Below are 18,256 nucleotides of genomic sequence, written 5' to 3' on the forward strand. Positions count from 1 at the left end.
TAGCGCAATTGTCGGCCACGCCCCACCCGCCCCCCCACCGATCCGGCTGTACCCACCGACCTGGTCGTCGGGTACAGCCGGATCGGTCATGATTGCGGTCAGCGCGGCAGACGGAGCCCTGCGATGAGCAGTCCGGCCAGCCGGCGGGCGTCGTAGTCGGGATCGTGCTCGGCGCCGATGCAGAGGTTCCCGACACCGCGCATCAGCTGGATGGCCGGGATGTCGGAGCGGATCTCGCCGGCGGCGGCCGCGGCGTCGAGCAGCCGGGCGCACACGGGCACGAGGCGGTCGAGGAAGTAGGCGTGCAGGGCGTCGAAACCGGCGTCGTCGGAGCGGAGCACGGCGGCCAGTCCGTGCTTGGTGACCAGGAAATCGACGAAGAGGCCGATCCATCGTTCCAGCGCGGCGTACGGCGTCGCGCCGGACGCCAGCAGGGCCGGTCCGGCCTCGGCGCAGGCCTCGACCTGGTGCCGGTAGACGGCGATGATGAGATCCGCTCGCGTCGGGAAGTGACGGTAGATCGTGGCCGTCCCGACGCCGGCCTTGGCCGCGATGTCGCGTACGGGCGCGTCCACCCCTGAGGCGACGAAGACCGCGGCGGCCGCGTCGAGCAGGGTCTTCTCGTTGCGCCGTGCGTCCGCCCGTCTGGGCCGGGCCGCCCGCCCCCCGCCCCCATCGCTGTCGTTCATCGCGCGGCTCCCTCCGTCACCGGACTTGCTAAACGGGACGTTGTTCCGTATCGTCGAAACGGGACACGGTCCCGCTTGCTCATCATGCCAGAGCAGTGGACCGGCGACCAAGCCATGTGCCGTCCCCACGCTCCCCTTTCCGGTTGACCGCCGGCGGCGCTCTTATGTCGCGCTGCCGGTGTCGAAAGGACCGACAACCCCATGCCGCATTCCCTCCATCCCAGTTTCGGGATCATGACCGCTCCGCAACAGGTCGGCTACCACGACGTCCTGCGGGTCTGGCGCGAGGCGGACGCGATCCCGCAGATCGAGCACGCGTGGCTGTTCGATCACCTCATGCCGATCGCCGGCGACCCCGACGGGCCGGCCTACGAAGGCTGGACGCTGCTCGCCGCCCTCGCCGCGCAGACCCGGCGGCTGCGGCTCGGTGTGCTGGTGACCAGCAACCGGTTCCGGCCACCCGCGATGCTGGCAAAGATCGCCGCGACCGTCGACGACATCTCCGGCGGACGGCTCGACTTCGGCATCGGCGCCGGCTCACGACCCGGCCATCCCCTGGCCCGGCGTGAGTACGACGCACACGGCCTGCCCTTCCACGACGCCGCGCACGCCGCGGAGAGCCTCGCCGAAGCCTGCGCGGTGATCCGGCGCCTGTGGACCGAGGCCGAACCGTTCGACTTCCACGGCACTCATATCCGGCTCACCGGAGCGTTCTGCAACCCCAAACCCGTCCAGCGCCCCCATCCGCCGATCCTCATCGGCGGACGCTCGTCCCCGACGCTGCGCGTGGCCGCCGAGCACGCCGACCTGTGGAACATCCCCGGCGGCGACATCGACGACGTCGTCCGCCGCAGCGCGCTGCTCGACCGCTACTGCGCCGAGATCGGCCGCGACCCCGCCTCCATCACCCGCTCGATCCACCTGCCCGTCTCCTACGACCGGCCCGGCCCCACCCGGGACGCGATCGCCGAGGCGATCGGCGCGGGCTTCCGGCACATCGTCCTCGGGCTGCCGTCGCCCTACCCCGACGGCGTCGCCCGGTGGGTGACCGACGAACTCATCACCTCACGAAACAACTGAGAGGAAGACCAATCCATGACGCACGCAGGCATGGCGGCCACCGATGTGAACGTCGGCGCGCCCACTCCGGTCATCTCGGTGAAGCCGGTGGTGCTGCCGGCCCCCGGCCGCGGCGAGGACCTGCGCGTACGCGTGTCCGCGCCGACGACCGGAAACGAACTGCCGGTCATCGTCTTCTCGCACGGCTTCGGGGAGTCGATGGACGGCTACGCCCCGCTGGTCGACTTCTGGACCGCCCACGGCTTCGCGGTGATCCAGCCCACCCATCTCGACTCGAGGACGCTGAACCTTTCTCCCGACGACCCCCGTACGCCGCTGATCTGGCGGTTCCGCGTCGAGGACCTCACGCGCGTCCTCGACGGGCTGGAGTTCGTCGAGGCCGCCGTTCCCGGCCTCGCCGGGCGGCTCGACCGGAGCCGCATCGCCGTGGCCGGGCACTCCTGGGGCGCCCAGACGGCGAGCATGCTCCTGGGCGCGCGCGTCCTCGGCGCGGAAGGCGAGCCGGGAGAGGACCTGTCGGACCCGCGGATCACGGCGGGTGTGCTGCTCGCCGTCCCCGGCACGGGAGGAGCCGACCTGACTCCGTTCGCCGCCGAGCACTTCCCGTTCATGAACCCGGGCTTCGCGGAGATGACCACACCGGCCCTCGTGGTCGCGGGAGACCGCGACCAGTCCCTGCTGTCGGTCCGGGGGCCGGACTGGTTCACCGACGCGTACTTCCAGAGCCCGCACGGCAAGAGCCTGCTCACTGTGTTCGGTGCGGAACACTCGCTCGGCGGGATCTCCGGCTACAACGTCACGGAGACCACGGACGAGAACCCCGCGCGGGTCGCCCTGATCAGGCGTCTCACGTGGGCCTACCTTCGCACCGCCCTCGGTCTCGGGGATTCCACCTGGCCGGCGGCGCGTGCCGCGTTGGCGGAGGCCGGCGAACCACTGGGCCGCGTCGAATCCCGATGAGTCCCTGACAGGCGCACCGCGCCCCTCCCCCGGCTCATTACCGGCGTAGGGCGCGCGGTCGCTCACCGGCCGGCCGGCGGCGCGGTCAGTAGGGGGACGCCGAGTTGCTCGCGGCCCAGCGCTTCTCGGCGTCGGAGCCTCCCGGAGGCGGCGCGATCCCGTTGATCATCCAGAGGTCTTCGCTGGTCTCGTCGACGTGGAACTCCCAGTGCAGCGCCGCGTGCCCTTCGAGGTGGGGCTGCAGCATGCTCTTGATCCATTGGGCGGTCCGGCGCCGGCTCTCCCGGTCGGGGTTGCTGCGGGCGATGTGGTCGACGGTGATGCGGACCCCGGCCGGGGTGGGCTCCCCGCCGACGTAGAAGTCCTCGGGCCGGGTCTGGTGGAACAGCGTGACCACGTAGAACCGGGGCAGCCCGATCTGTTCGTAGTGGTCGGCGATACGGGCGGCGAGCCGGTGCTTCTCCGCGTCGGTGAAGATCCCGGGCGTGTGATGGATGGTCCACAGCGGCATGGCGGTTCGGTACTCCTTGAGTGCGCGGATGCGGTCTCAGCGGGCGGTCGAGAAGGTCAGGTTCTCCACGGGGCCCGACAGCGCCGCCTTGGCGGCGACCGTGACGTCGTCGGCCAGCACCTCCGCGGCCCCGGACTCCAGGCCGTCGACGATCCGCGCGGCCACGTCGGCCGGATCGGCCTTCGGCAGTTCGAGGTCGGAGACCATGTCGGTGTCGATGAAGCCCGCGTGCACACCGACGACCTGGGTGTTCTGGCGCGCCAGTTCGATCCGGAGCGAGTTCGTGAGGGACCACGCCGCCGCCTTCGACGCCCCGTAGGCGCCGCTGCCGGCCAGCCAGGACAGCACGGAGTGCATGTCGACGAGCGCGCCCCCGCCGTTCGCGGCCAGGATCGGCGCGAAGGCCCGCGCCATCCGCAGCGGCCCGAAGACGTTGACGTCGAACGTCACGGTGACGTCCTCGAAGTCACCCGTCAGCAGCGGGGCGGGCAGCAGGACCCCGGCGTTGTTGAACACGATCTCGGTGTCGGTGGCGATCTCCGCGAGGGCGGCGACAGACGCCGCCGAGCGGACCTCCAGTTCGGCACCGACGACCCCTGGACGCTCGTCGGCGTACGCCGAGCGCGCGGTCGAGTACACCTTTCGCGCCCCGCGTGCCAGCACCTCGTCGACCAGCGCCGCGCCGAGTCCACGCCGGCCCCCCGTCACCACAACCACCCTGCCCGCCACCGCGACCATGACGTCCCCCTGAGTAACGACTTCGTTAGCGAGATTGCATCACACCCTGCTGACTAACGCAAGCGTTAGCTACAATGCCGGAGTGGCGATGAAGTTCGAGGAACGGCTGAGCGACCGGGACGCGTGGTCCATCGGCGACGGATGCTCGGCCGGCCGGGTGCTGGACCTGCTCAGCACCAAGACGGTGTTCCTGGTGGTCCGCGAATGCTTCTACGGCACAACGCGGTTCGACGACTTCGTGACCCGGGTCGGTGCCTCGGCGCCCGCGGTGTCGCGGGCGCTCAAACAGCTGAAGGCCGCGGGGATCGTCGCGCCCGTCGTCTATCGGGAGCCGGGGAGCCGGGCCCGCGACGAATACCGTCTGACGGAGGCCGGCGAAGACCTGCTGCCGGTGTTCCTGTCGCTGATGCAGTGGGGCGACAGGCACCTGCAGGACGGCCGCCCGCCCCTGTCGTTCGTCGAGGCCGCCACCGGCCGTCCGATACAGGTCCGCGTCAGCGCCGAACAGGCGCCGGAGACGGCGTGCGACGACATCGAGATCCGGGTGCACCCCGCCTGGGACGCGGCTAGCGGCGCACCTTGAACCTCAGGTGCAGCACTCCGTCGCCCTGGACGACCGCATGAGGATCCTCCAGCGGATGCGGCCCGTCGATGCTGCCGAAGTAGCGTTTGCCCGATCCCAGCACCACGGGCACCACGTCCATCGCCACCTCGTCCACGAGACCGGCCGCGAGGATCTGGCCGCCCACGTCGCCGGCGTTCACGGCGACGGTTCGCTCCCCGGCGAGTTCCTGGGCCTTGTCGATCGCGGCCGCCACGCCATCGACGAAGTGGTACGACGCCTCGGGGTGCCAGCCCTCGGGCCTGGGGCGGTGGGACACCACGATCACGTGGTCGCCCGCGGGCGGGCGGCCCTCCCAGCCGTTCACCAGGTCGAACAGGCGGCGGCCCATCACGATCACGCCGATCGACTCCCATATCGGCCGGACGTACTCCGCCGATGCTCGCGAGACCATGAAGTCGCTACCGGTTCCGGAATGGTCGTACTGCTGGTCGCCGCCTTGGCGGATCGGGGTGTCCCCGTTGAAGTACCAGTCGTGGAGCGGCCCGACGTCGTCGCTCTCGTCGGCGATGAAACCGTCCACCGACACCACGTTGTGCATGATCACTGTGCCCACCGGCCCTCCTTAGGACTCCCTGCGCATTCACCCTGAGCTTGTCGGTCGCGGGGCCGGGAGGGCTTGTAGAAAATCAATCGGCGGGCATCGGACCGTTGTCCGGTGGGAACCCTAGCTCGGCGGGGAATCGGCGCCGCAGGTCCAGATATTGCGTCGGGGTCTGGCCGGTGAAGTCCTTGAACTCCCTGCCGAAGTGGGCTTGATCGAAGTAGCCCGCCGTTTGTGCGAGCCCCGCCCAGTCGACCGGCCCCCGGGCGTCCACGGACAGGATCAGCTGCGCGAAGCGGTAGATTCGCGCTACCCGCTTCGGGGTGACCCCGACATGGGACGTGAACTGAGTGGCCAGGTGATTGCCGCTCACCCCGGCGTCTTCGGCCAGCGCACGAACCGGGACCGCGCCGTAGGAGGTCTCCAGGCGCTCGCCTGTGTGCCGGACCAGGTCGAGACCGCGCCCCGCCTCGGCGAATCGCGATCGCAGCTCCTCCTCCACCACCCGCAGTGTCTCGGCGGCCGATGCGATGTCGCCGATCTGATCGCGAATCCGCTCCACCGACCGTTGCCAGACATCGTCGACCGGCACCCATCGGTTTCGTAACTCCGTCGCCGGCATAGTGACGAACGGCGACAACCCCCATGGCTTGAAGTGCACCCCGACGAGCCGCACCCGTGCGGGGAACTCGAAGAGGAAACGCCTGGTCCAGACACCCATGAACCATCCATCGCTGAGCATCGCCGGCGGCACCGAGGGGTCGGAATCCCACAGGCGGGCAGGCTCGCCCAGGTTGACGAACAGGTGTGCCGACGGCATCGGCGGCACGTTCATCCGGCGGTGTCGCGGCACTCCGGTCAGGCAGTAGATGTCGTCGATGAATCGGTCGAGCGGCGGCGCAGGGACCCGGCCGACGTATTCCATGCGCTCAGTCTGGCCGACGAGAGCCCGATTCACGAGGGAGTCCGGGTGCGTCGTGGGCGCCGTCGCCGCGCTCGAAATCGTGTAGGCGCCGCGGGCGCCGATTGCCTAGGGTTCTGCCGGTGAGAGACCTCCGCCTGCTGCCCAAGGCTCACCTGCACACTCACCTGGAGAGCACCGTCCGTCCCGCGACGATCCGCGAGCTGGGAGGCGAGCCGCCGGTCCAGGACCGGCCGTTCAGCGATTTCAGGGAGTTCGCCGACCAACGCGCCAGGGTGCGCGCGCTGCTGCGCGACCACGGGCACTTCCGCCGCATCGCCGAGGAGTTCTGCCAGGACGAGGCGGCCCAGGGCGTTCGCTACGCGGAGGTCACCTTCACCGCGGCGGCTCACGGCGAGCGTCTCGGCGATCCGGACATGCCGCTGGAGGCCGTGCTGGAGGGACTCGCGGCCGGCGCTGAGCGGTACGGCATCCAGACCCGGGTGATCCTGGACCACTCCCGCCGTCGTCCCGCCGACCGGCTGTGGCGCAGTCTCAAGCTGGCCACCCGGCACCCGCAGGTGATCGCCGTCGGCCTGGCGGGAGACGAGGCCTACCCGGCGGCGCCGTTCGCCGAGGTGTTCCAGGCCGCGCGCGAGGCGGGGGTGCACCTGGTGCACCACGCCGGGGAGACGGCGGGCCCGGCGAGCGTCCGGGAGGCCCTGGCGGTGGGGCGCGCGGAGCGGATCGGCCATGGCATCCGCGTCCTGGAGGATCCGGATCTGGTGGCCGAGCTGCGCGGGCGCCGCGTGCCGCTGGAAGTCTGCCCCTCCTCGAACGTCTTGCTCGGGCTGGTCCCCTCGCTGGCGGAGCACCCGCTGCCGCGCCTGGTCGAGGCCGGTATGACGGTCACCCTGAACACGGACGGGGAGACGTCGCTGGCGGCGGAATACCAGCGCGCGCGGGAGATCTTCGGATGCAGCGACGCGGAACTGGCGGACCTGGCCCGCGCCTCGGTCGAGTGCGGCTTCGCGCCCGCGGAGGTGAAGGCACAGATCGGCGCCGCGATCGACCGTTGGCTGAGCGGCTGAGAGCCCGCTCCCCCGCACCGCCTTCCCGAGACGATGCGTGCGCTGTGCCGATCACGGGGCCGACTCCTGGGCCGTGCGGGCGGCGGAACGCTAGCCTGGTGCGGATCACGGAAAGGGGACGACCGGAATGGTGCTGGAGGGGACGGCCCGCGCACTGCTGCGCAGGCTGGCGGCCGAGCAGGCGGAGTCGCGGGTGCCGTCGGTGGTGGCGGCGATCGTGCGGGACGGCGAGATCGCCTGGTTCGGGGCGCGCGGCCGGGTCGGCGGGGAGCCGCCCACGCGGGACACCCAGTACCGCATCGGATCCATCACCAAGACCCTCGTGGCGACCGTGGTGATGCGGCTGCGCGACGAGGGCCGGCTCGACCTGCTGGACCCCCTGGACAAGCACGTGCCCGGCACACCGCTGGGCGACGTCACGGTCGCCCAGCTGCTGTCCCACAGCGGCGGCCTGACCGCCGAGTCTCCCGGCCAGTGGTGGGAGCGCACCCCGGGTGTGGCGGTGGGCGACCTGATCGCCGCGCTCGGCCCCGAGTCCGCGCGGCATCGGCCCGGCCGCCGCTACCACTACTCCAACCTCGGGTTCGGCCTGCTCGGCGAGCTGGTCGCGCGCAAGCGGTCGGCGCCGTGGGACGAGGTCGTACGCGAGGAGGTGCTGGAGCCGCTCGGCATGCGCGACACCACGCCGCGCCCCCGTGCGCCGCACGCGACCGGGTACGCGGTGCACCCGTGGGCCGACGCGCTGCTCCCGGAGCCGGAGAACGACCACGGCGCCATGGCCCCGGCCGGGCAGATGTGGTCCACGGCCGCCGACCTGGCCCGGTGGGCGGCCTTCATCGGCGGCGACACCGGCGAGGTGCTGCGCCCGGCCACGGTCGCCGAGATGCGCGAGCCGGCCGTCGTCGAGGACGGCGACGCCTGGACCCGCGGCTATGGGCTCGGCCTCCAGCTCACCCGGCACACCGGGCCCGGCGGCCCGCGGCGGCTGGCGGGCCACACCGGGTCGATGCCCGGTTTCCTCGCCACCGTGTGGGCCGACCCCGCCGACCGCGTGGCCGTGCTGTGGATGGCCAACACGACCTCGGGCGTGCGCAACCTCGACATGGCCCTGCTGGACATCCTGGCCGAGCACGAGCCGCCGCTGCCGGCCGAGTGGTCGCCGTCCCCGGTGGACGAGGACCTGCTGGCGCTGACCGGGCCGTGGTACTGGGGGCCGACGCCGTACGTGCTGCGGGTCCTGCCGCACCGGGGCCTGTCGCTGACCCCGGTCAGCGGGCAGGGCCGGGCCTCCCGGTTCGCCGCCCGGGCCGACGGCACCTGGGTGGGGCTCGACGGCTACTACGCCGGGGAGACCCTGCGGGTGGTCCACTCCCCCGGCGGGGTGACCCACCTCGACCTCAACACGTTCGTCTTCACGCGTGAGCCGTACGACCCGGCGGCCCCGGTGCCGGGCGGCGTCGACCCGGCCGGCTGGAGGTGACCCGTCAGGTGGTGGCCAGCGCGACCGTCGGCGACAGACGGGCCGCGCGCATCGCCGGGTAGAGACCGGCGAGGGTGCCGATGACGAGGGTGGCGCCGACGGCGCCCGCGAACGCCCAGGGCGGGACCACCGGCGGCCAGCCGCGCGACAGCGCGTAGCCGGCGGTGGCCAGGCCGCCCAGCGCCGCCCCCGCGATCCCGCCGAGCGCCGACAGCAGCAGCGACTCGGCGAGGAACTGCAGCCGCACCTGGCCCCGGGTGGCGCCCAGCGAGCGGCGCAGGCCGATCTCCTTGCGCCGCTCCAGCACCGAGATCACCATGGTGTTGGCCACGCCGACCCCGCCGACCAGCAGCGCGACCGCGCCGAGCCCGAGCAGCAGGTTGGTGAACGCGCTCGCGGCCGCCGCCCGAGCCGCCAGCGCGTCCGACGGCCTGCTGACCGTGACCTCCTCCGGGTTCTCCGGGTTGACCGTGCGCGGCAGCACGGCCCGTACGGCCTCCACCGACTCCTCGGCGGACCGCTCGTAGACGGTCGTCGGGTGACCGTCGAAGCCCAGGTACTTCTCGGCGGCCGGGAACCCGACGAGCGCCGAGCGCTCGATCTCCGGGGCGAGCGGCATCGCGCCGAGGACGCCGACGACGGTGAACCACCGTTCGCCCATCCAGACCTGTACGCCCGTCCTGGTGATGCCGAGCCGTTCGGCGGCCTTGGCGCCCAGCACGACGGCGGGCCGCGTCTCGGTGGCGGCGTTCAGCCAGGCGCCCTTGACGACCCGGCCCTCCAGGGTGGTGAGCAGGTCGGCGGTCGCGGCCTGGACGGCGATGCCGCCGGTCACGGCCTTGGGGATGCGGTCGGTGCGCCGGATCGTGGTGTCGACCGTGCCGGTGGCCGAGGCCGTGCGCACCGGCCCGATGCGCCGGACCATGCCGAGCGCCTCCACGGGCAGCTTGGCCTCCTCTCCGAACACCGTCTGCCCCGGCGCGACGGTGAGCAGGTTGGTGCCGAGCCGGTCGAGCTGGCGCAGCAACTGCTCGCGGGAGGAGGACGAGATGCCCAGCACCGCGATCATGGTGGCGATGCCGATGGCGATGCCGAGCGCGGACAGGACCACCCGCGCGGGGCGGGTGCGCAGCCCGGCCGCGCCGGTCCGCAGGACGTCGGACGGCCCGAGCCTGGCCGGGGTCAGCCGCTGACGGGTCATCGTGGTGCTCCCTTCGCCGCTCCCGCTGTTTCGGCGTCCGGCGCCGGGTCAGGGGTGCGCTTCGGGTTGGGTCCGGGAGGGCGGCGTCCGGCGCCGGCCCCGGCGTCGGCGACGACCCGGCCGTCGCGTACGCGCACCTGGCGCGGGCACCACTCGGCGATCTCGGGGTCGTGGGTGATGACCGCGATGGTGGTGCCGGCGGCGTGCAGGTCGCGCAGCACCCCCAGCACCTCGGCGCCCGCCGCCGAGTCCAGGTTGCCGGTCGGCTCGTCGGCCAGCAGCAGCGGCGGGTCGCCCGCCACGGCGCGGGCCACCGCCACCCGCTGCTGCTCCCCGCCCGACAGCTGGTTGGGCCGGTGGCCCAGCCGGTGGCCGAGGCCCACCCGCTCCAGCGCGGCGGCGGCGCGTTCCCGCCGCGCCCGCAGCGGCGTGCCGGTGTAGAGCAGGCCGTCGGCGACGTTGTCCAGCGCGCTCACCCCCGGCGCGAGGTGGAACTGCTGGAAGACGAAGCCCAGGTGGCGGGCGCGCAGCGCGGACAGCTCCCGGTCGGACAGCCCGGCCACGTCGTGCCCGGCGATCCGTACGGTGCCCGTGGTGGGCCGGTCCAGGGTCCCGATGAGGTGCAACAGGGTCGACTTCCCCGAGCCGGAGGGCCCGGCGATGGCGACCAGCTCACCGCGTTCGACCAGCAGGTCCACGCCGCGCAGGGCCCGCACGCCTGCGCCGTACTCCTTGGTCACCTCGCGCAGCTCCACCACGCGGAGCTGCTCGGGCTGCGGGACGCTCATGTGGCCGGCACCCCGACCTTCATGCCCTCGGCGAGCCCGGCGCCGGTGATCTCGACCATGCCGCTGCCGAAGGCGCCGAGCTCGACCGGGACCACGCGGGTGGACGCGCCCTCGACCACCTCGACGCCGAAGCCGCCCTCGCGCAGGGCCAGCAGCGCCTCGACCGGCACGGCCAGCACGTTCTCGCGCCGCTCGCTGACCAGCTCGACCTCGACCGGGGCCCTGTCGAGGCGGGTCTTCGGCGTCTTGCCCAGGGTGATGTCGACGTCGATGGTGCTGCCGTCGTCCTGGCCCTGCCCGGACGAGACGGTCTCGGCCACCGTGCCGACCGAGGTGATCTTCCCGGTGACCCGCTCGCCACCCGGCAGCTCCACGGTGACCTTGGCGCCCTTCCTGGCGAGCGACTGGTCGTCGGTGGACAGGTCCACGTGCACCAGCCGCCGTACGCCCGAGACGGTGAGGGCCGGACGTCCGGGCGTGGTCCTGTCGCCCACCTCGACCTTGGCGTCGGTGACCCGGGCCGCGGCCGGCAGGAAGACCACCTGGGAGGCGTCCACCTGCCCGGTCTCGGGGAGCCCGGCGTCGTCCTGCCATTCCTTGACGGCCAGATGGGTGGCGTAGCTGAAGTGGTCGTCCACGGTCAGGTCGTCGCCGTAGCCGAGGACCTTGAGGTTGCGTTCGAGCTGCTCGACGTCCGGGCCGTCGTCGACGCCCTGCCGCAGCGGGCGGTACATCGGCAGCGATCCGTACATGAGGACCACCGGCCTGCGGTCGACCCTGAGCAGCGCGCGGCCGCGCCGGACGACCGCGCCCTCGGCGGGGGCCCACGTCACGGTGCCGGCGGCGTCGGTGCTGACCTGCCGCTCACCGGAGTAGGTCAGCGCCCCCTCCACGGTCTTGGTGTCGACCAGGTCCTGACGCGCGATCGACGCGGTGGCGGGGACGGGAGGCGGGGACGGCTCGGCCGCGCCCGCGCCGTCGCCGCCCGACACGGCGACGGCCGTTCCCGCGGCGGCCAAGGCGAGAACGCCGGCGCCCGCGATCACCAGGCCCTTCCTCACTGCTTCCTCCCGGGCGCGAACTCCTCGCAGGCCTTCTGCGCCTCCTCCATCGCCTTCTCCTGGCCCCGCTTGATCTTGACCTGGATGCCCTGGCCGGGGGCCGGGTCGGGCATGTCGATGCCGTGCTCGCGCATGCACTGGGCGAACTTGACCATCCGGTCGCGCACCTCGGGATCGTCGCCGCCGAGCTTGTCGCCGACCGCGTCCTTCATGAAGTGCTGGCAGGCCTGCATGGCCTTCTGCATCGAGGCCTCGTCCCCCTTCTTGCCGATGATGCGGACGCGGCCGTCCGGACCGGGATCGGGCATGTCCACGCCGTGCTCGCGCATGCACTGGGCGAACTTGAGCTGGGCCTCCTGGCGGTCCGCCGGGGCCGACGCCGACGGCCCGGCCGTGGCGCCGCCGCCTGGCGTGGCGCCGCCCGCGCTGGCGATCCCGTCGTCCGCGGGGGCCGTGCCGCAGCCGGCCAGTGCCAGTGCGAGCCCCACGGTGAGCCCCACGGCCCGTAGCGGTCGTAAGCGCATGGGTCGTTCCTCCTCTGTCGCTCGTTCTCGTCCGGGGCGTCCGCCCGGGACGGGGCCCAACTCCAGCGGAGGCGGTGCTAAACGCGGATAAGCGAGCCCGGCTTATCCGCGGCTAACACCGCCTGCGCCAGTCTCGGAGCCGAGCGGGAGGTTGGAATGCGGGTGCTCGTGGTCGAGGACGAGGAACAGCTGGCCGAGGCCGTCGCCCGGGGGCTGCGGCTGCACGCCATCGCGGTGGACGTGGCCTACGACGGTCAGGAGGCGCTGAAGCTGGCCGCCTACGTCGACTACGACGTGGTCGTGCTCGACCGCGACCTGCCCGAGGTGCACGGCGACGAGGTGTGCCGGGAGCTGGTCACGGCCAGTGGGGCGAGCCGCATTCTCATGCTGACGGCGGCCGGGCGGGTGCGTGACCGGGTCGGCGGCCTGTCCCTGGGCGCCGACGACTACCTGGTCAAACCGTTCGCGTTCGCCGAGCTGGTGGCCCGGATCCGGGCCCTGGCCCGGCGCTCGCCCCGGGCGGTGCGGCCCGTGCTGGAGCGGGCCGGGATCCGGCTCGACCCCGCCCGCCGTACGGTGGCGCGCGACGGACGGCAGGTGGCGCTGGGCCGCAAGGAGTTCGACGTGCTGCACGAGCTCCTGCGCGCCGACGGAGGGCTCGTGACCTCGGCCCGGCTGCGCGCGAACGTCTGGGACGAGCACGCCGACGCCGGCACGGGCGTGCTGCGCGTCACGCTCACTTCGCTGCGCCGCAAGCTGGGCGAGCCGCCGGTGATCGAGAACGTGCCGGGCCGGGGGTATCGGCTGTGACCCGTGCCCTGTCCCTGTGGAGCAGGCTCGGCCTGCGGATGCGGCTCACCCTGCTGTACGGCGGGTTGTTCTTCCTGGCGGGGTCGGTGCTGCTGTGGTTCACCCACCTGCTGACGGCGCGGGCGCTCAACCAGCGGTTCGTGGTGGCGGTGGCGTCGAAGGTGACCGGCATCGGCACCCCTGGGGCCGTCATGGGAACGACGCTGCCCGACGGCGACATGCTCGCCCAGCGGGTGCGCACCAACGTCGAGCAGGGGGCGGCCGACGTGCTGAGCGACGTGCTCCGCTCGTCGGTGGTCGTCATGGTCCTGGTCGGGGTCGTCGCGGTGGTGCTGGGCTACCTGGTGGCCGACCGTGCGCTGCGCCCGCTCGACCGGGTGACCGAGACCGCGCAGCGCCTGTCGGAGAGCACGCTGCACGAGCGCATCGCGCTGCGCGGCCCGCAGGACGAGGTCAAGCGGCTCGCCGACACCTTCGACGCGATGCTCGACCGGCTGCACCGGGTGTTCGACGCCCAGCGCCGGTTCATCGCCAACGCCTCCCACGAGCTGCGCACCCCGCTGGCGATCAACCGTACGGTCCTGGAGGTGTCGCTGGAGGAGCCGGCGGCGTCGGAGGACCTGAAGGCGCTGGCCCGCGCGCTGCTCGGCACCAACGCGAGGTACGAACGGCTGATCGAGGGCCTGCTCATGCTGGCGCAGTCGGAGCAGGAGGTGACCGCGCGCAAGCCGATCGACCTGCGGCAGGTCGTCCGTACGGCGATGGAGCAGATCGACCTGCAGCCGCGCCGCGGGAAGGTGGTCGTGCACGAGGACCTGCGCCCGGCGGTGGCGCACGGAGATCCGCTGTTCCTCGAACGCTGCCTGTTCAACCTGCTGGAGAACGCGATCAAGTACAACCTGCGGGACGGGGAGGTCTGGGTCCGGTTGCGGGAGGACGAGGCCGGGGTGAGCGTGACGGTGGAGAACACCGGGCCCCCCGTTCCGCCGTACGAGGTGGACGACCTGTTCGAGCCGTTCCGACGGCTCGGCGGCGACCGCGTCCGCTCCGCCCGCGGGGCGGGGCTGGGCCTGTCCATCGTCCGGGCCATCGCCGTGGCCCACGGCGGCGAGGTGGAGGCGCTGGCCCGGCCGGAGGGCGGCCTGGCGGTGACCGTACGCCTGCCGCGGTGAGCCGGGTCCTCCCTTGATCCCCATGCGCCGCTACCCGGCGACGCCCGGTTTGCCGCCTACTGCACAGTAAAATGTGTGTTGTTCTAACTTGACCGGTCTGACCTGGTCTATTACCTTTTAGGCAGCTCAGGGTGCACTTGCTCATCTCAATGGTCAAGAAGCCCTCCTCAGACCGAAGCGGCCGGCCGATCCCGGTCTGCCGCCCGGCCGCCGAGTCCGCGTCCGCGCGGAGCCGGGGACCCACCTCTCCTGGGGTGAATCGGCATGCGTGCCGTAGGGCGACTTCCAGCCCGAACCCGTCAGCTAACCCGGTAGGCGGCATGGAAGCAAGGGAGTACGCCCCACCATGCACGTCCTCAACACCTGTGTTCGCGCTGCCGTCGCCGGCGGGGCCCTCGCCTCGGCCCTGCTGATCGCGTCGCCGGCTGCGCACGCGGACAACCCGGCGACCGGCAAGGGCTCGGCCGCCGCGCAGTCCATGGCCGAGACCGCCTCCCGGCTGCCCAAGATCAGCTCGATGGACGTGCTGAAACTGGCCAGGAGCCAGGTCGGGATCAGCGAGAACGCCAAGGGCGGCGGCACCAAGTTCCAGCATTGGTACATGTCCACGCCCCGCGCCCGCGAGACCCTCGCCCGCGACGGCGGCGCGCTCACCGACTACCTCAACGCCCCCTGGTGCGACATGTTCGTCTCCTGGGTGGGCCAGCAGCTCGGCATCGGACCGGTGATGGGCTCCGACGCCTACACCGTGGAGCACGCCCAGTGGTTCGCCGACCACGGCCGCTGGGGCCACACGCCCAAGCCGGGCGCGGTGGTGTTCTTCAGCTGGAGCGGCAGCGAGGACATCGACGACATCCAGCACGTCGGGTTCGTCGTCAAGGACAACGGCAACGGAACGATCCAGACTATCGAGGGCAACACGGGCGACGGTGGCGCCGTCGAGGTCCGCACCCGTCCCACCTCGCAGGTGGCGGGCTACGGCTACCCGATGTACCCCGGGGACGTCTCCGCCTCCGCCTCCTCCTGAGGCACGACAGCTCCGAGGCGCGCCGGTGATCCCGGCGCGCTTCGCCGTCTCACCCGGGAGCGCCCGGCACCTGCCGAATTGACCGGTACAAGCGTGAGCTGCGAGCCTGGCGGCATGCACGCGTTCGACGTCCTCGGCGATCCGGTGCGCCGCCGGATCCTGGAACTTCTCGCGGAGGGCGAGCGCCCCGCCGGGGAGATCGGCGCGATCGTGCAGGAGGAGTTCGGGATCTCCCAGCCGGGGGTGTCCCAGCACCTGCGCGTGCTGCGGGAGAGCGGCTTCGCGACGGTCCGGGCCGAGGGCACCAGGCGCCTGTACGCCGTCGACCCCGCGCCGCTCCACGAGGTCGACACCTGGCTCGACCACTTCCGCCGCTTCTGGAACCAGCGCCTGGACGCCCTGGGCACCGAACTCGCGCGTGGAAAGCGGGAGCGCCGCCTCCGGGACGACGCCCGTCCGTGAGCCGTGCGCGCCGCCTCCGGGCCGGCGCTACCGGGGAGCCGCGCCCCGGGAGACCGGCCTGCATCTGGGGGCCACGCGCGCGAGTTTGGTCCAGCCCGTCCAGCCGCGCTGCTCCAGCAGCTCGATCAGCCGGCGCGCCGGCGGCACCGTGTCGAACGCCAGCCTGTCCATCAGCGTGACAAGCGGTGACGCCATCTCGGTGTCGTCGACGTAGTCCTCGCCCCGCTCGTCGGCCATATCCGTAAGGTAGGCGGCCAGCCTGTCGGCCAGTTCGACCAGCCGCGGGTCGTCGTCGGCCCGGTCGAGGGCCTGGCTCAGGGTGAGGTAGAAGTCGACGAGGCGCGGGTCCTCGATCTGCTCCCGCTTGCGTGCCATCCACGCGGGGACTCGCGCGGGTGAGTGCGCGGCCAGCGGGATCCACCCGTCGCGCTCGGCCCGGACGATCCGCTCGTCGACCCCGAGCGCCCGCAGGCGGTCGAGATATTCGACCACCTCCACGGGAAGCGCGAGGCCGTCCCCCGAGGCGAGCCGGGCGATCCGCTCGCGGTGCCGCTGCCGCTCCCGGATCTCCGCCCGCAACCGCCTGTCGATGTCCGCGACCGCGGCGGCGAACTCCTCCTCGCCGGCCCGCAGCAGCTCCCGCACCCGCGCCAGCGGGACCCCGGCCTCGGCAAGGGTCCGGATCTTGATCAGCTCGACCACGGCGCCGGCGTCGTATCTGCGGTAGCCGGAGTGGTCCCGCTCCGGCTCAGGCAGCAGCCCCTTGGCGTGGTAGTGCCGCACCGCGCGCACCGTCACTCCGGCGTACGACGCCAGCTCGCCGATGGTCAGCATCAGACCAGTCTCCAGGAGCCGCTCACGAGGCCACCCGGCCGGGTGGGCCTTCTCCACTGCGGATGATCTGCGCGATTTGCGGGGCATGGGTGAAGACCAACCGGTGGTCGGCGTCGAGCCAGGACGTGGCGATGTGCGGGTGCACGCGGACGAGCCGCTCGACCCCGGCCCGCCAGATCCGGTTGAACCGCGGCGCGTGCCCCGCGCCGTCGTCGCCGGCCATCGAGGCCGACATGATCATTGTGATGGGCCGGTTGATCTTTGCGTACCGGTCGAGGATCTCGGACCGGACCGCATCGATCTCAAGGTTCAGGTCGAGGATTTCCTGTGCGGTGAGCACCACCTGACGTGCGGTGTCCCGCTCGGCCTCCTGCCGCGCCGCCAGCCCCTCCCACATGGCGCGGAACTCCGGCAGGACGGCCTCGGTGACGAACGGTTCCGGCACCGGGTTGGCCCCGTCGATGAGAACGAGCCCGGCGACGGCGTCAGGATGCTCGGAGGCGTAGTGCACGGCCAGGTCGGCGCCCAGCGAGTAGCCCACCAGCACGGGCGCCGCGGACAGGCCGAGGCGTCCCAGCTCCGCCATCACCGCGGCCAGATCACCGAGAAAGGCCTCGAAGGAGTATCGGCCGGCGGCCGAGGCGAGGCCGTGGCCCCGCAGGTCGAAGGTCACCACGTCGTGGTCGCGCCGCAGCAGCTCGGCCAGCTCACGCAGGTCGGCCTGCGTCGAGTTCAGCCCCGGGCACAGGAGCAGCGGGTGTCCGCGGCCGCCGCGCGACACCGGGATCGTGACACCGTCGTGCTCGATCGTGAAGTGCCGCGCCGTTGTGTCGCCTCTTCCGGCCCGCTCTCCTTCGTCGTCGTGCTCGCCGTACGGCCTGCGCGAGCCGCCGGCCTCGATCGCTCTGGTTTCCGTGGTCATGCCGCCATGCTGAGAGACTGACCCAGCGTCAGGGTCAAGCGGCACGGCGAAACAGTTGCCGGTCGGAGACTGATCCGGGGCCGGCCTGCTTATGACGGGACAGGCGCGAGCGCGGCCCGTTTGCCGCCTGCTCCTATCGGCCGATCCGGCGCGGAAGCGCCACCGCGAGAAGTTCGTCGGGATTGCGGAAGGCGTCGCGTACGTACGGTCAGGTTGTGAAAGCTCAAGGTCGGCGAGAGTCGTCGCGATCGCCGGGCGAGGCCAGCCGCTGCCGCCAGTGGACTCCTCCGGATGCAGGCCAGGTGTCTTCCGCTACCCGCATTTCCCACCGATGCACGTAGTCCCGAAACCCGGTCTCCGTCCGCGGCATGTCCAGCCACTCCTGGGCCGCGAGTCTGAACTCGCGCATGGCCAGGGCATCGGTGTCGGCCTCGTAGTCGACGGGCCAGCCGTCGAGGATGTCGTCGATTTCCATCCAGGCGCGGTAGAGCCCGCCTACCCCCCACAGGTGCTCGAAGTACGGCCGCTCCGTACAGTTCCACGCTGCTTCGAGGACGAAGCCGCGTACCTGTTCCACATCCTCACCGGCGAGGACGTCCTGCATGAGCGGATCGATCCTCGCGGCGAACCCAGCGAGCAACTCCAGATCCACAGGCTCAAGATCGGTCATGACTCCAGCATCGCAAGAGGTGCTGCACTGCTTGCGGCCGGCGCCGCCAGGGCTCTGATGATCGCTGGGTTCACTGAGCCATTTTCATCCTGATCATGCTGGTCAGGATGGGCGCAGGAGGCAGGCGGCCGGAGGAGTTGGGGTGAGGTGAGGCTCCCGGTAAGACAGC

General features: G+C 72.0%; 21 protein-coding genes and 1 riboswitch. Of the genes, 9 read left to right on the forward strand and 12 right to left on the reverse strand.

Translation table 11 applies throughout. The features are described from left to right. Positions 1-98: 98 nt before the first annotated feature. Entirely contained in the window at positions 99-689 is a 591-nt protein-coding gene (locus ACIBK1_RS17180; RefSeq protein WP_030511135.1) for a TetR/AcrR family transcriptional regulator, read from the reverse strand. A 234-nt stretch (positions 690-923) separates the two neighbouring features. Between ACIBK1_RS17180 and ACIBK1_RS17185 the strand changes: the two genes are divergently transcribed. Both ACIBK1_RS17185 and ACIBK1_RS17190 read left to right on the forward strand, forming a co-directional pair. Next, positions 924-1,769 carry an LLM class flavin-dependent oxidoreductase gene (locus ACIBK1_RS17185; protein WP_396735952.1) on the forward strand — a complete coding sequence of 282 codons (846 nt, stop codon included), beginning with the start codon at positions 924-926 and terminating at the stop codon, positions 1,767-1,769. A 15-nt stretch (positions 1,770-1,784) separates the two neighbouring features. After that, the gene (locus ACIBK1_RS17190) at positions 1,785-2,729 is read left to right on the forward strand and encodes an alpha/beta hydrolase family protein (protein ID WP_396735955.1); all 945 of its coding nucleotides are present in this window, start codon (positions 1,785-1,787) and stop codon (positions 2,727-2,729) included. Positions 2,730-2,814: 85 nt separating this feature from the next. Here ACIBK1_RS17190 and ACIBK1_RS17195 read toward each other — a convergent pair whose 3' ends face one another. Further along, the gene (locus tag ACIBK1_RS17195) at positions 2,815-3,240 is read right to left on the reverse strand and encodes a tautomerase family protein (protein ID WP_030511138.1); all 426 of its coding nucleotides are present in this window, start codon (positions 3,238-3,240) and stop codon (positions 2,815-2,817) included. Positions 3,241-3,276: 36 nt separating this feature from the next. Beyond that, on the reverse strand, positions 3,277-3,978 hold the full coding sequence (locus tag ACIBK1_RS17200) for an SDR family oxidoreductase (RefSeq protein WP_363532066.1): 702 nt from the start codon (positions 3,976-3,978) through the stop codon (positions 3,277-3,279). A gap of 88 nt (positions 3,979-4,066) precedes the next feature. On the opposite strand from ACIBK1_RS17200, the gene ACIBK1_RS17205 reads away from it, so the two are divergent. Continuing rightward, positions 4,067-4,561, forward strand: coding sequence for a winged helix-turn-helix transcriptional regulator (locus ACIBK1_RS17205; protein WP_036408444.1), 495 nt, complete (start codon positions 4,067-4,069; stop codon positions 4,559-4,561). Here ACIBK1_RS17205 and ACIBK1_RS17210 read toward each other — a convergent pair. Next, the gene (locus tag ACIBK1_RS17210) at positions 4,545-5,156 is read right to left on the reverse strand and encodes a dihydrofolate reductase family protein (protein ID WP_396735958.1); all 612 of its coding nucleotides are present in this window, start codon (positions 5,154-5,156) and stop codon (positions 4,545-4,547) included. The two genes, ACIBK1_RS17205 and ACIBK1_RS17210, sit on opposite strands and share 17 nt — an antisense overlap. A 73-nt stretch (positions 5,157-5,229) precedes the next feature. After that, positions 5,230-6,069, reverse strand: coding sequence for a helix-turn-helix domain-containing protein (locus ACIBK1_RS17215; protein ID WP_030511142.1), 840 nt, complete (start codon positions 6,067-6,069; stop codon positions 5,230-5,232). Between the two features lie 119 nt (positions 6,070-6,188). On the opposite strand from ACIBK1_RS17215, the gene add reads away from it, so the two are divergent. After that, entirely contained in the window at positions 6,189-7,136 is a 948-nt protein-coding gene (gene add, locus ACIBK1_RS17220) for an adenosine deaminase (protein ID WP_396735962.1), read from the forward strand. Positions 7,137-7,263: 127 nt separating this feature from the next. After that, the gene (locus ACIBK1_RS17225) at positions 7,264-8,616 is read left to right on the forward strand and encodes a serine hydrolase domain-containing protein (RefSeq protein ID WP_363425607.1); all 1,353 of its coding nucleotides are present in this window, start codon (positions 7,264-7,266) and stop codon (positions 8,614-8,616) included. Between the two features lie 4 nt (positions 8,617-8,620). Here ACIBK1_RS17225 and ACIBK1_RS17230 read toward each other — a convergent pair whose 3' ends face one another. Genes ACIBK1_RS17230 through ACIBK1_RS17245 form a run of 4 tightly spaced genes read right to left on the reverse strand, consistent with a single transcriptional unit; the run spans position 8,621 to position 12,190 of the window. Then, positions 8,621-9,817 (reverse strand): ABC transporter permease, encoded by a 1,197-nt coding sequence (locus ACIBK1_RS17230; protein WP_030511145.1) that lies wholly within the window; start codon positions 9,815-9,817, stop codon positions 8,621-8,623. Beyond that, on the reverse strand, positions 9,814-10,605 hold the full coding sequence (locus ACIBK1_RS17235) for an ABC transporter ATP-binding protein (protein WP_081903902.1): 792 nt from the start codon (positions 10,603-10,605) through the stop codon (positions 9,814-9,816). Before ACIBK1_RS17235 ends, ACIBK1_RS17230 begins: the two co-directional genes overlap by 4 nt. Continuing rightward, on the reverse strand, positions 10,602-11,666 hold the full coding sequence (locus tag ACIBK1_RS17240) for an efflux RND transporter periplasmic adaptor subunit (protein WP_396735967.1): 1,065 nt from the start codon (positions 11,664-11,666) through the stop codon (positions 10,602-10,604). Before ACIBK1_RS17240 ends, ACIBK1_RS17235 begins: the two co-directional genes overlap by 4 nt. Next, the gene (locus tag ACIBK1_RS17245) at positions 11,663-12,190 is read right to left on the reverse strand and encodes a hypothetical protein (protein WP_396735970.1); all 528 of its coding nucleotides are present in this window, start codon (positions 12,188-12,190) and stop codon (positions 11,663-11,665) included. The genes ACIBK1_RS17240 and ACIBK1_RS17245 overlap by 4 nt, the downstream gene beginning before the upstream one ends. Positions 12,191-12,346: 156 nt before the next feature. Between ACIBK1_RS17245 and ACIBK1_RS17250 the strand changes: the two genes are divergently transcribed. The 4 genes from ACIBK1_RS17250 to ACIBK1_RS17265 all read left to right on the forward strand — a co-directional run bounded on the left by ACIBK1_RS17250 (position 12,347) and on the right by ACIBK1_RS17265 (position 15,661). After that, positions 12,347-13,000, forward strand: coding sequence for a response regulator transcription factor (locus ACIBK1_RS17250; RefSeq protein ID WP_030511149.1), 654 nt, complete (start codon positions 12,347-12,349; stop codon positions 12,998-13,000). Continuing rightward, positions 12,997-14,172: a sensor histidine kinase gene (locus tag ACIBK1_RS17255; RefSeq protein ID WP_396735973.1), complete on the forward strand. Its 1,176-nt coding sequence runs from the start codon at positions 12,997-12,999 to the stop codon at positions 14,170-14,172. The genes ACIBK1_RS17250 and ACIBK1_RS17255 overlap by 4 nt, the downstream gene beginning before the upstream one ends. Positions 14,173-14,370: 198 nt before the next feature. Continuing rightward, positions 14,371-14,504, forward strand: a riboswitch (cyclic di-AMP (ydaO/yuaA leader). A 14-nt stretch (positions 14,505-14,518) separates the two neighbouring features. After that, complete coding sequence (locus tag ACIBK1_RS17260; RefSeq protein ID WP_396735976.1) at positions 14,519-15,199, forward strand: CHAP domain-containing protein; 681 nt, start codon at positions 14,519-14,521, stop codon at positions 15,197-15,199. A 114-nt stretch (positions 15,200-15,313) separates the two neighbouring features. Then, positions 15,314-15,661 (forward strand): ArsR/SmtB family transcription factor, encoded by a 348-nt coding sequence (locus ACIBK1_RS17265; protein WP_030511152.1) that lies wholly within the window; start codon positions 15,314-15,316, stop codon positions 15,659-15,661. A gap of 27 nt (positions 15,662-15,688) precedes the next feature. Here the strand turns inward: ACIBK1_RS17265 and ACIBK1_RS17270 are convergent, their stop codons facing one another. From ACIBK1_RS17270 to ACIBK1_RS17280, 3 genes are all read right to left on the reverse strand, one after another. Further along, positions 15,689-16,495 carry a MerR family transcriptional regulator gene (locus ACIBK1_RS17270; RefSeq protein ID WP_396725202.1) on the reverse strand — a complete coding sequence of 269 codons (807 nt, stop codon included), beginning with the start codon at positions 16,493-16,495 and terminating at the stop codon, positions 15,689-15,691. 22 nt (positions 16,496-16,517) lie between these two features. Continuing rightward, complete coding sequence (locus ACIBK1_RS17275; RefSeq protein WP_396735979.1) at positions 16,518-17,417, reverse strand: alpha/beta fold hydrolase; 900 nt, start codon at positions 17,415-17,417, stop codon at positions 16,518-16,520. A 223-nt stretch (positions 17,418-17,640) separates the two neighbouring features. After that, positions 17,641-18,087 carry a hypothetical protein gene (locus tag ACIBK1_RS17280; RefSeq protein ID WP_396735982.1) on the reverse strand — a complete coding sequence of 149 codons (447 nt, stop codon included), beginning with the start codon at positions 18,085-18,087 and terminating at the stop codon, positions 17,641-17,643. Positions 18,088-18,256: the final 169 nt, after the last annotated feature.

The organism is Microbispora rosea, from assembly GCF_044460045.1.
GTDB lineage: Bacteria > Actinomycetota > Actinomycetes > Streptosporangiales > Streptosporangiaceae > Microbispora > Microbispora rosea.

Bases quoted from the DNA above. Each gene is read 5' to 3' on its own strand.
- ACIBK1_RS17180 (WP_030511135.1), bottom strand. From the start codon at position 689: ATGAACGACAGCGATGGGGGCGGGGGGCGGGCGGCCCGGCCCAGACGG.
- ACIBK1_RS17185 (WP_396735952.1), top strand. From the start codon at position 924: ATGACCGCTCCGCAACAGGTCGGCTACCACGACGTCCTGCGGGTCTGG.
- ACIBK1_RS17190 (WP_396735955.1), top strand. From the start codon at position 1,785: ATGACGCACGCAGGCATGGCGGCCACCGATGTGAACGTCGGCGCGCCC.
- ACIBK1_RS17195 (WP_030511138.1), bottom strand. From the start codon at position 3,240: ATGCCGCTGTGGACCATCCATCACACGCCCGGGATCTTCACCGACGCG.
- ACIBK1_RS17200 (WP_363532066.1), bottom strand. From the start codon at position 3,978: ATGGTCGCGGTGGCGGGCAGGGTGGTTGTGGTGACGGGGGGCCGGCGT.
- ACIBK1_RS17205 (WP_036408444.1), top strand. From the start codon at position 4,067: ATGAAGTTCGAGGAACGGCTGAGCGACCGGGACGCGTGGTCCATCGGC.
- ACIBK1_RS17215 (WP_030511142.1), bottom strand. From the start codon at position 6,069: ATGGAATACGTCGGCCGGGTCCCTGCGCCGCCGCTCGACCGATTCATC.
- ACIBK1_RS17225 (WP_363425607.1), top strand. From the start codon at position 7,264: ATGGTGCTGGAGGGGACGGCCCGCGCACTGCTGCGCAGGCTGGCGGCC.
- ACIBK1_RS17230 (WP_030511145.1), bottom strand. From the start codon at position 9,817: ATGACCCGTCAGCGGCTGACCCCGGCCAGGCTCGGGCCGTCCGACGTC.
- ACIBK1_RS17235 (WP_081903902.1), bottom strand. From the start codon at position 10,605: ATGAGCGTCCCGCAGCCCGAGCAGCTCCGCGTGGTGGAGCTGCGCGAG.
- ACIBK1_RS17245 (WP_396735970.1), bottom strand. From the start codon at position 12,190: ATGCGCTTACGACCGCTACGGGCCGTGGGGCTCACCGTGGGGCTCGCA.
- ACIBK1_RS17250 (WP_030511149.1), top strand. From the start codon at position 12,347: ATGCGGGTGCTCGTGGTCGAGGACGAGGAACAGCTGGCCGAGGCCGTC.
- ACIBK1_RS17260 (WP_396735976.1), top strand. From the start codon at position 14,519: ATGCACGTCCTCAACACCTGTGTTCGCGCTGCCGTCGCCGGCGGGGCC.
- ACIBK1_RS17265 (WP_030511152.1), top strand. From the start codon at position 15,314: ATGCACGCGTTCGACGTCCTCGGCGATCCGGTGCGCCGCCGGATCCTG.
- ACIBK1_RS17270 (WP_396725202.1), bottom strand. From the start codon at position 16,495: ATGCTGACCATCGGCGAGCTGGCGTCGTACGCCGGAGTGACGGTGCGC.
- ACIBK1_RS17275 (WP_396735979.1), bottom strand. From the start codon at position 17,417: ATGACCACGGAAACCAGAGCGATCGAGGCCGGCGGCTCGCGCAGGCCG.
- ACIBK1_RS17280 (WP_396735982.1), bottom strand. From the start codon at position 18,087: ATGACCGATCTTGAGCCTGTGGATCTGGAGTTGCTCGCTGGGTTCGCC.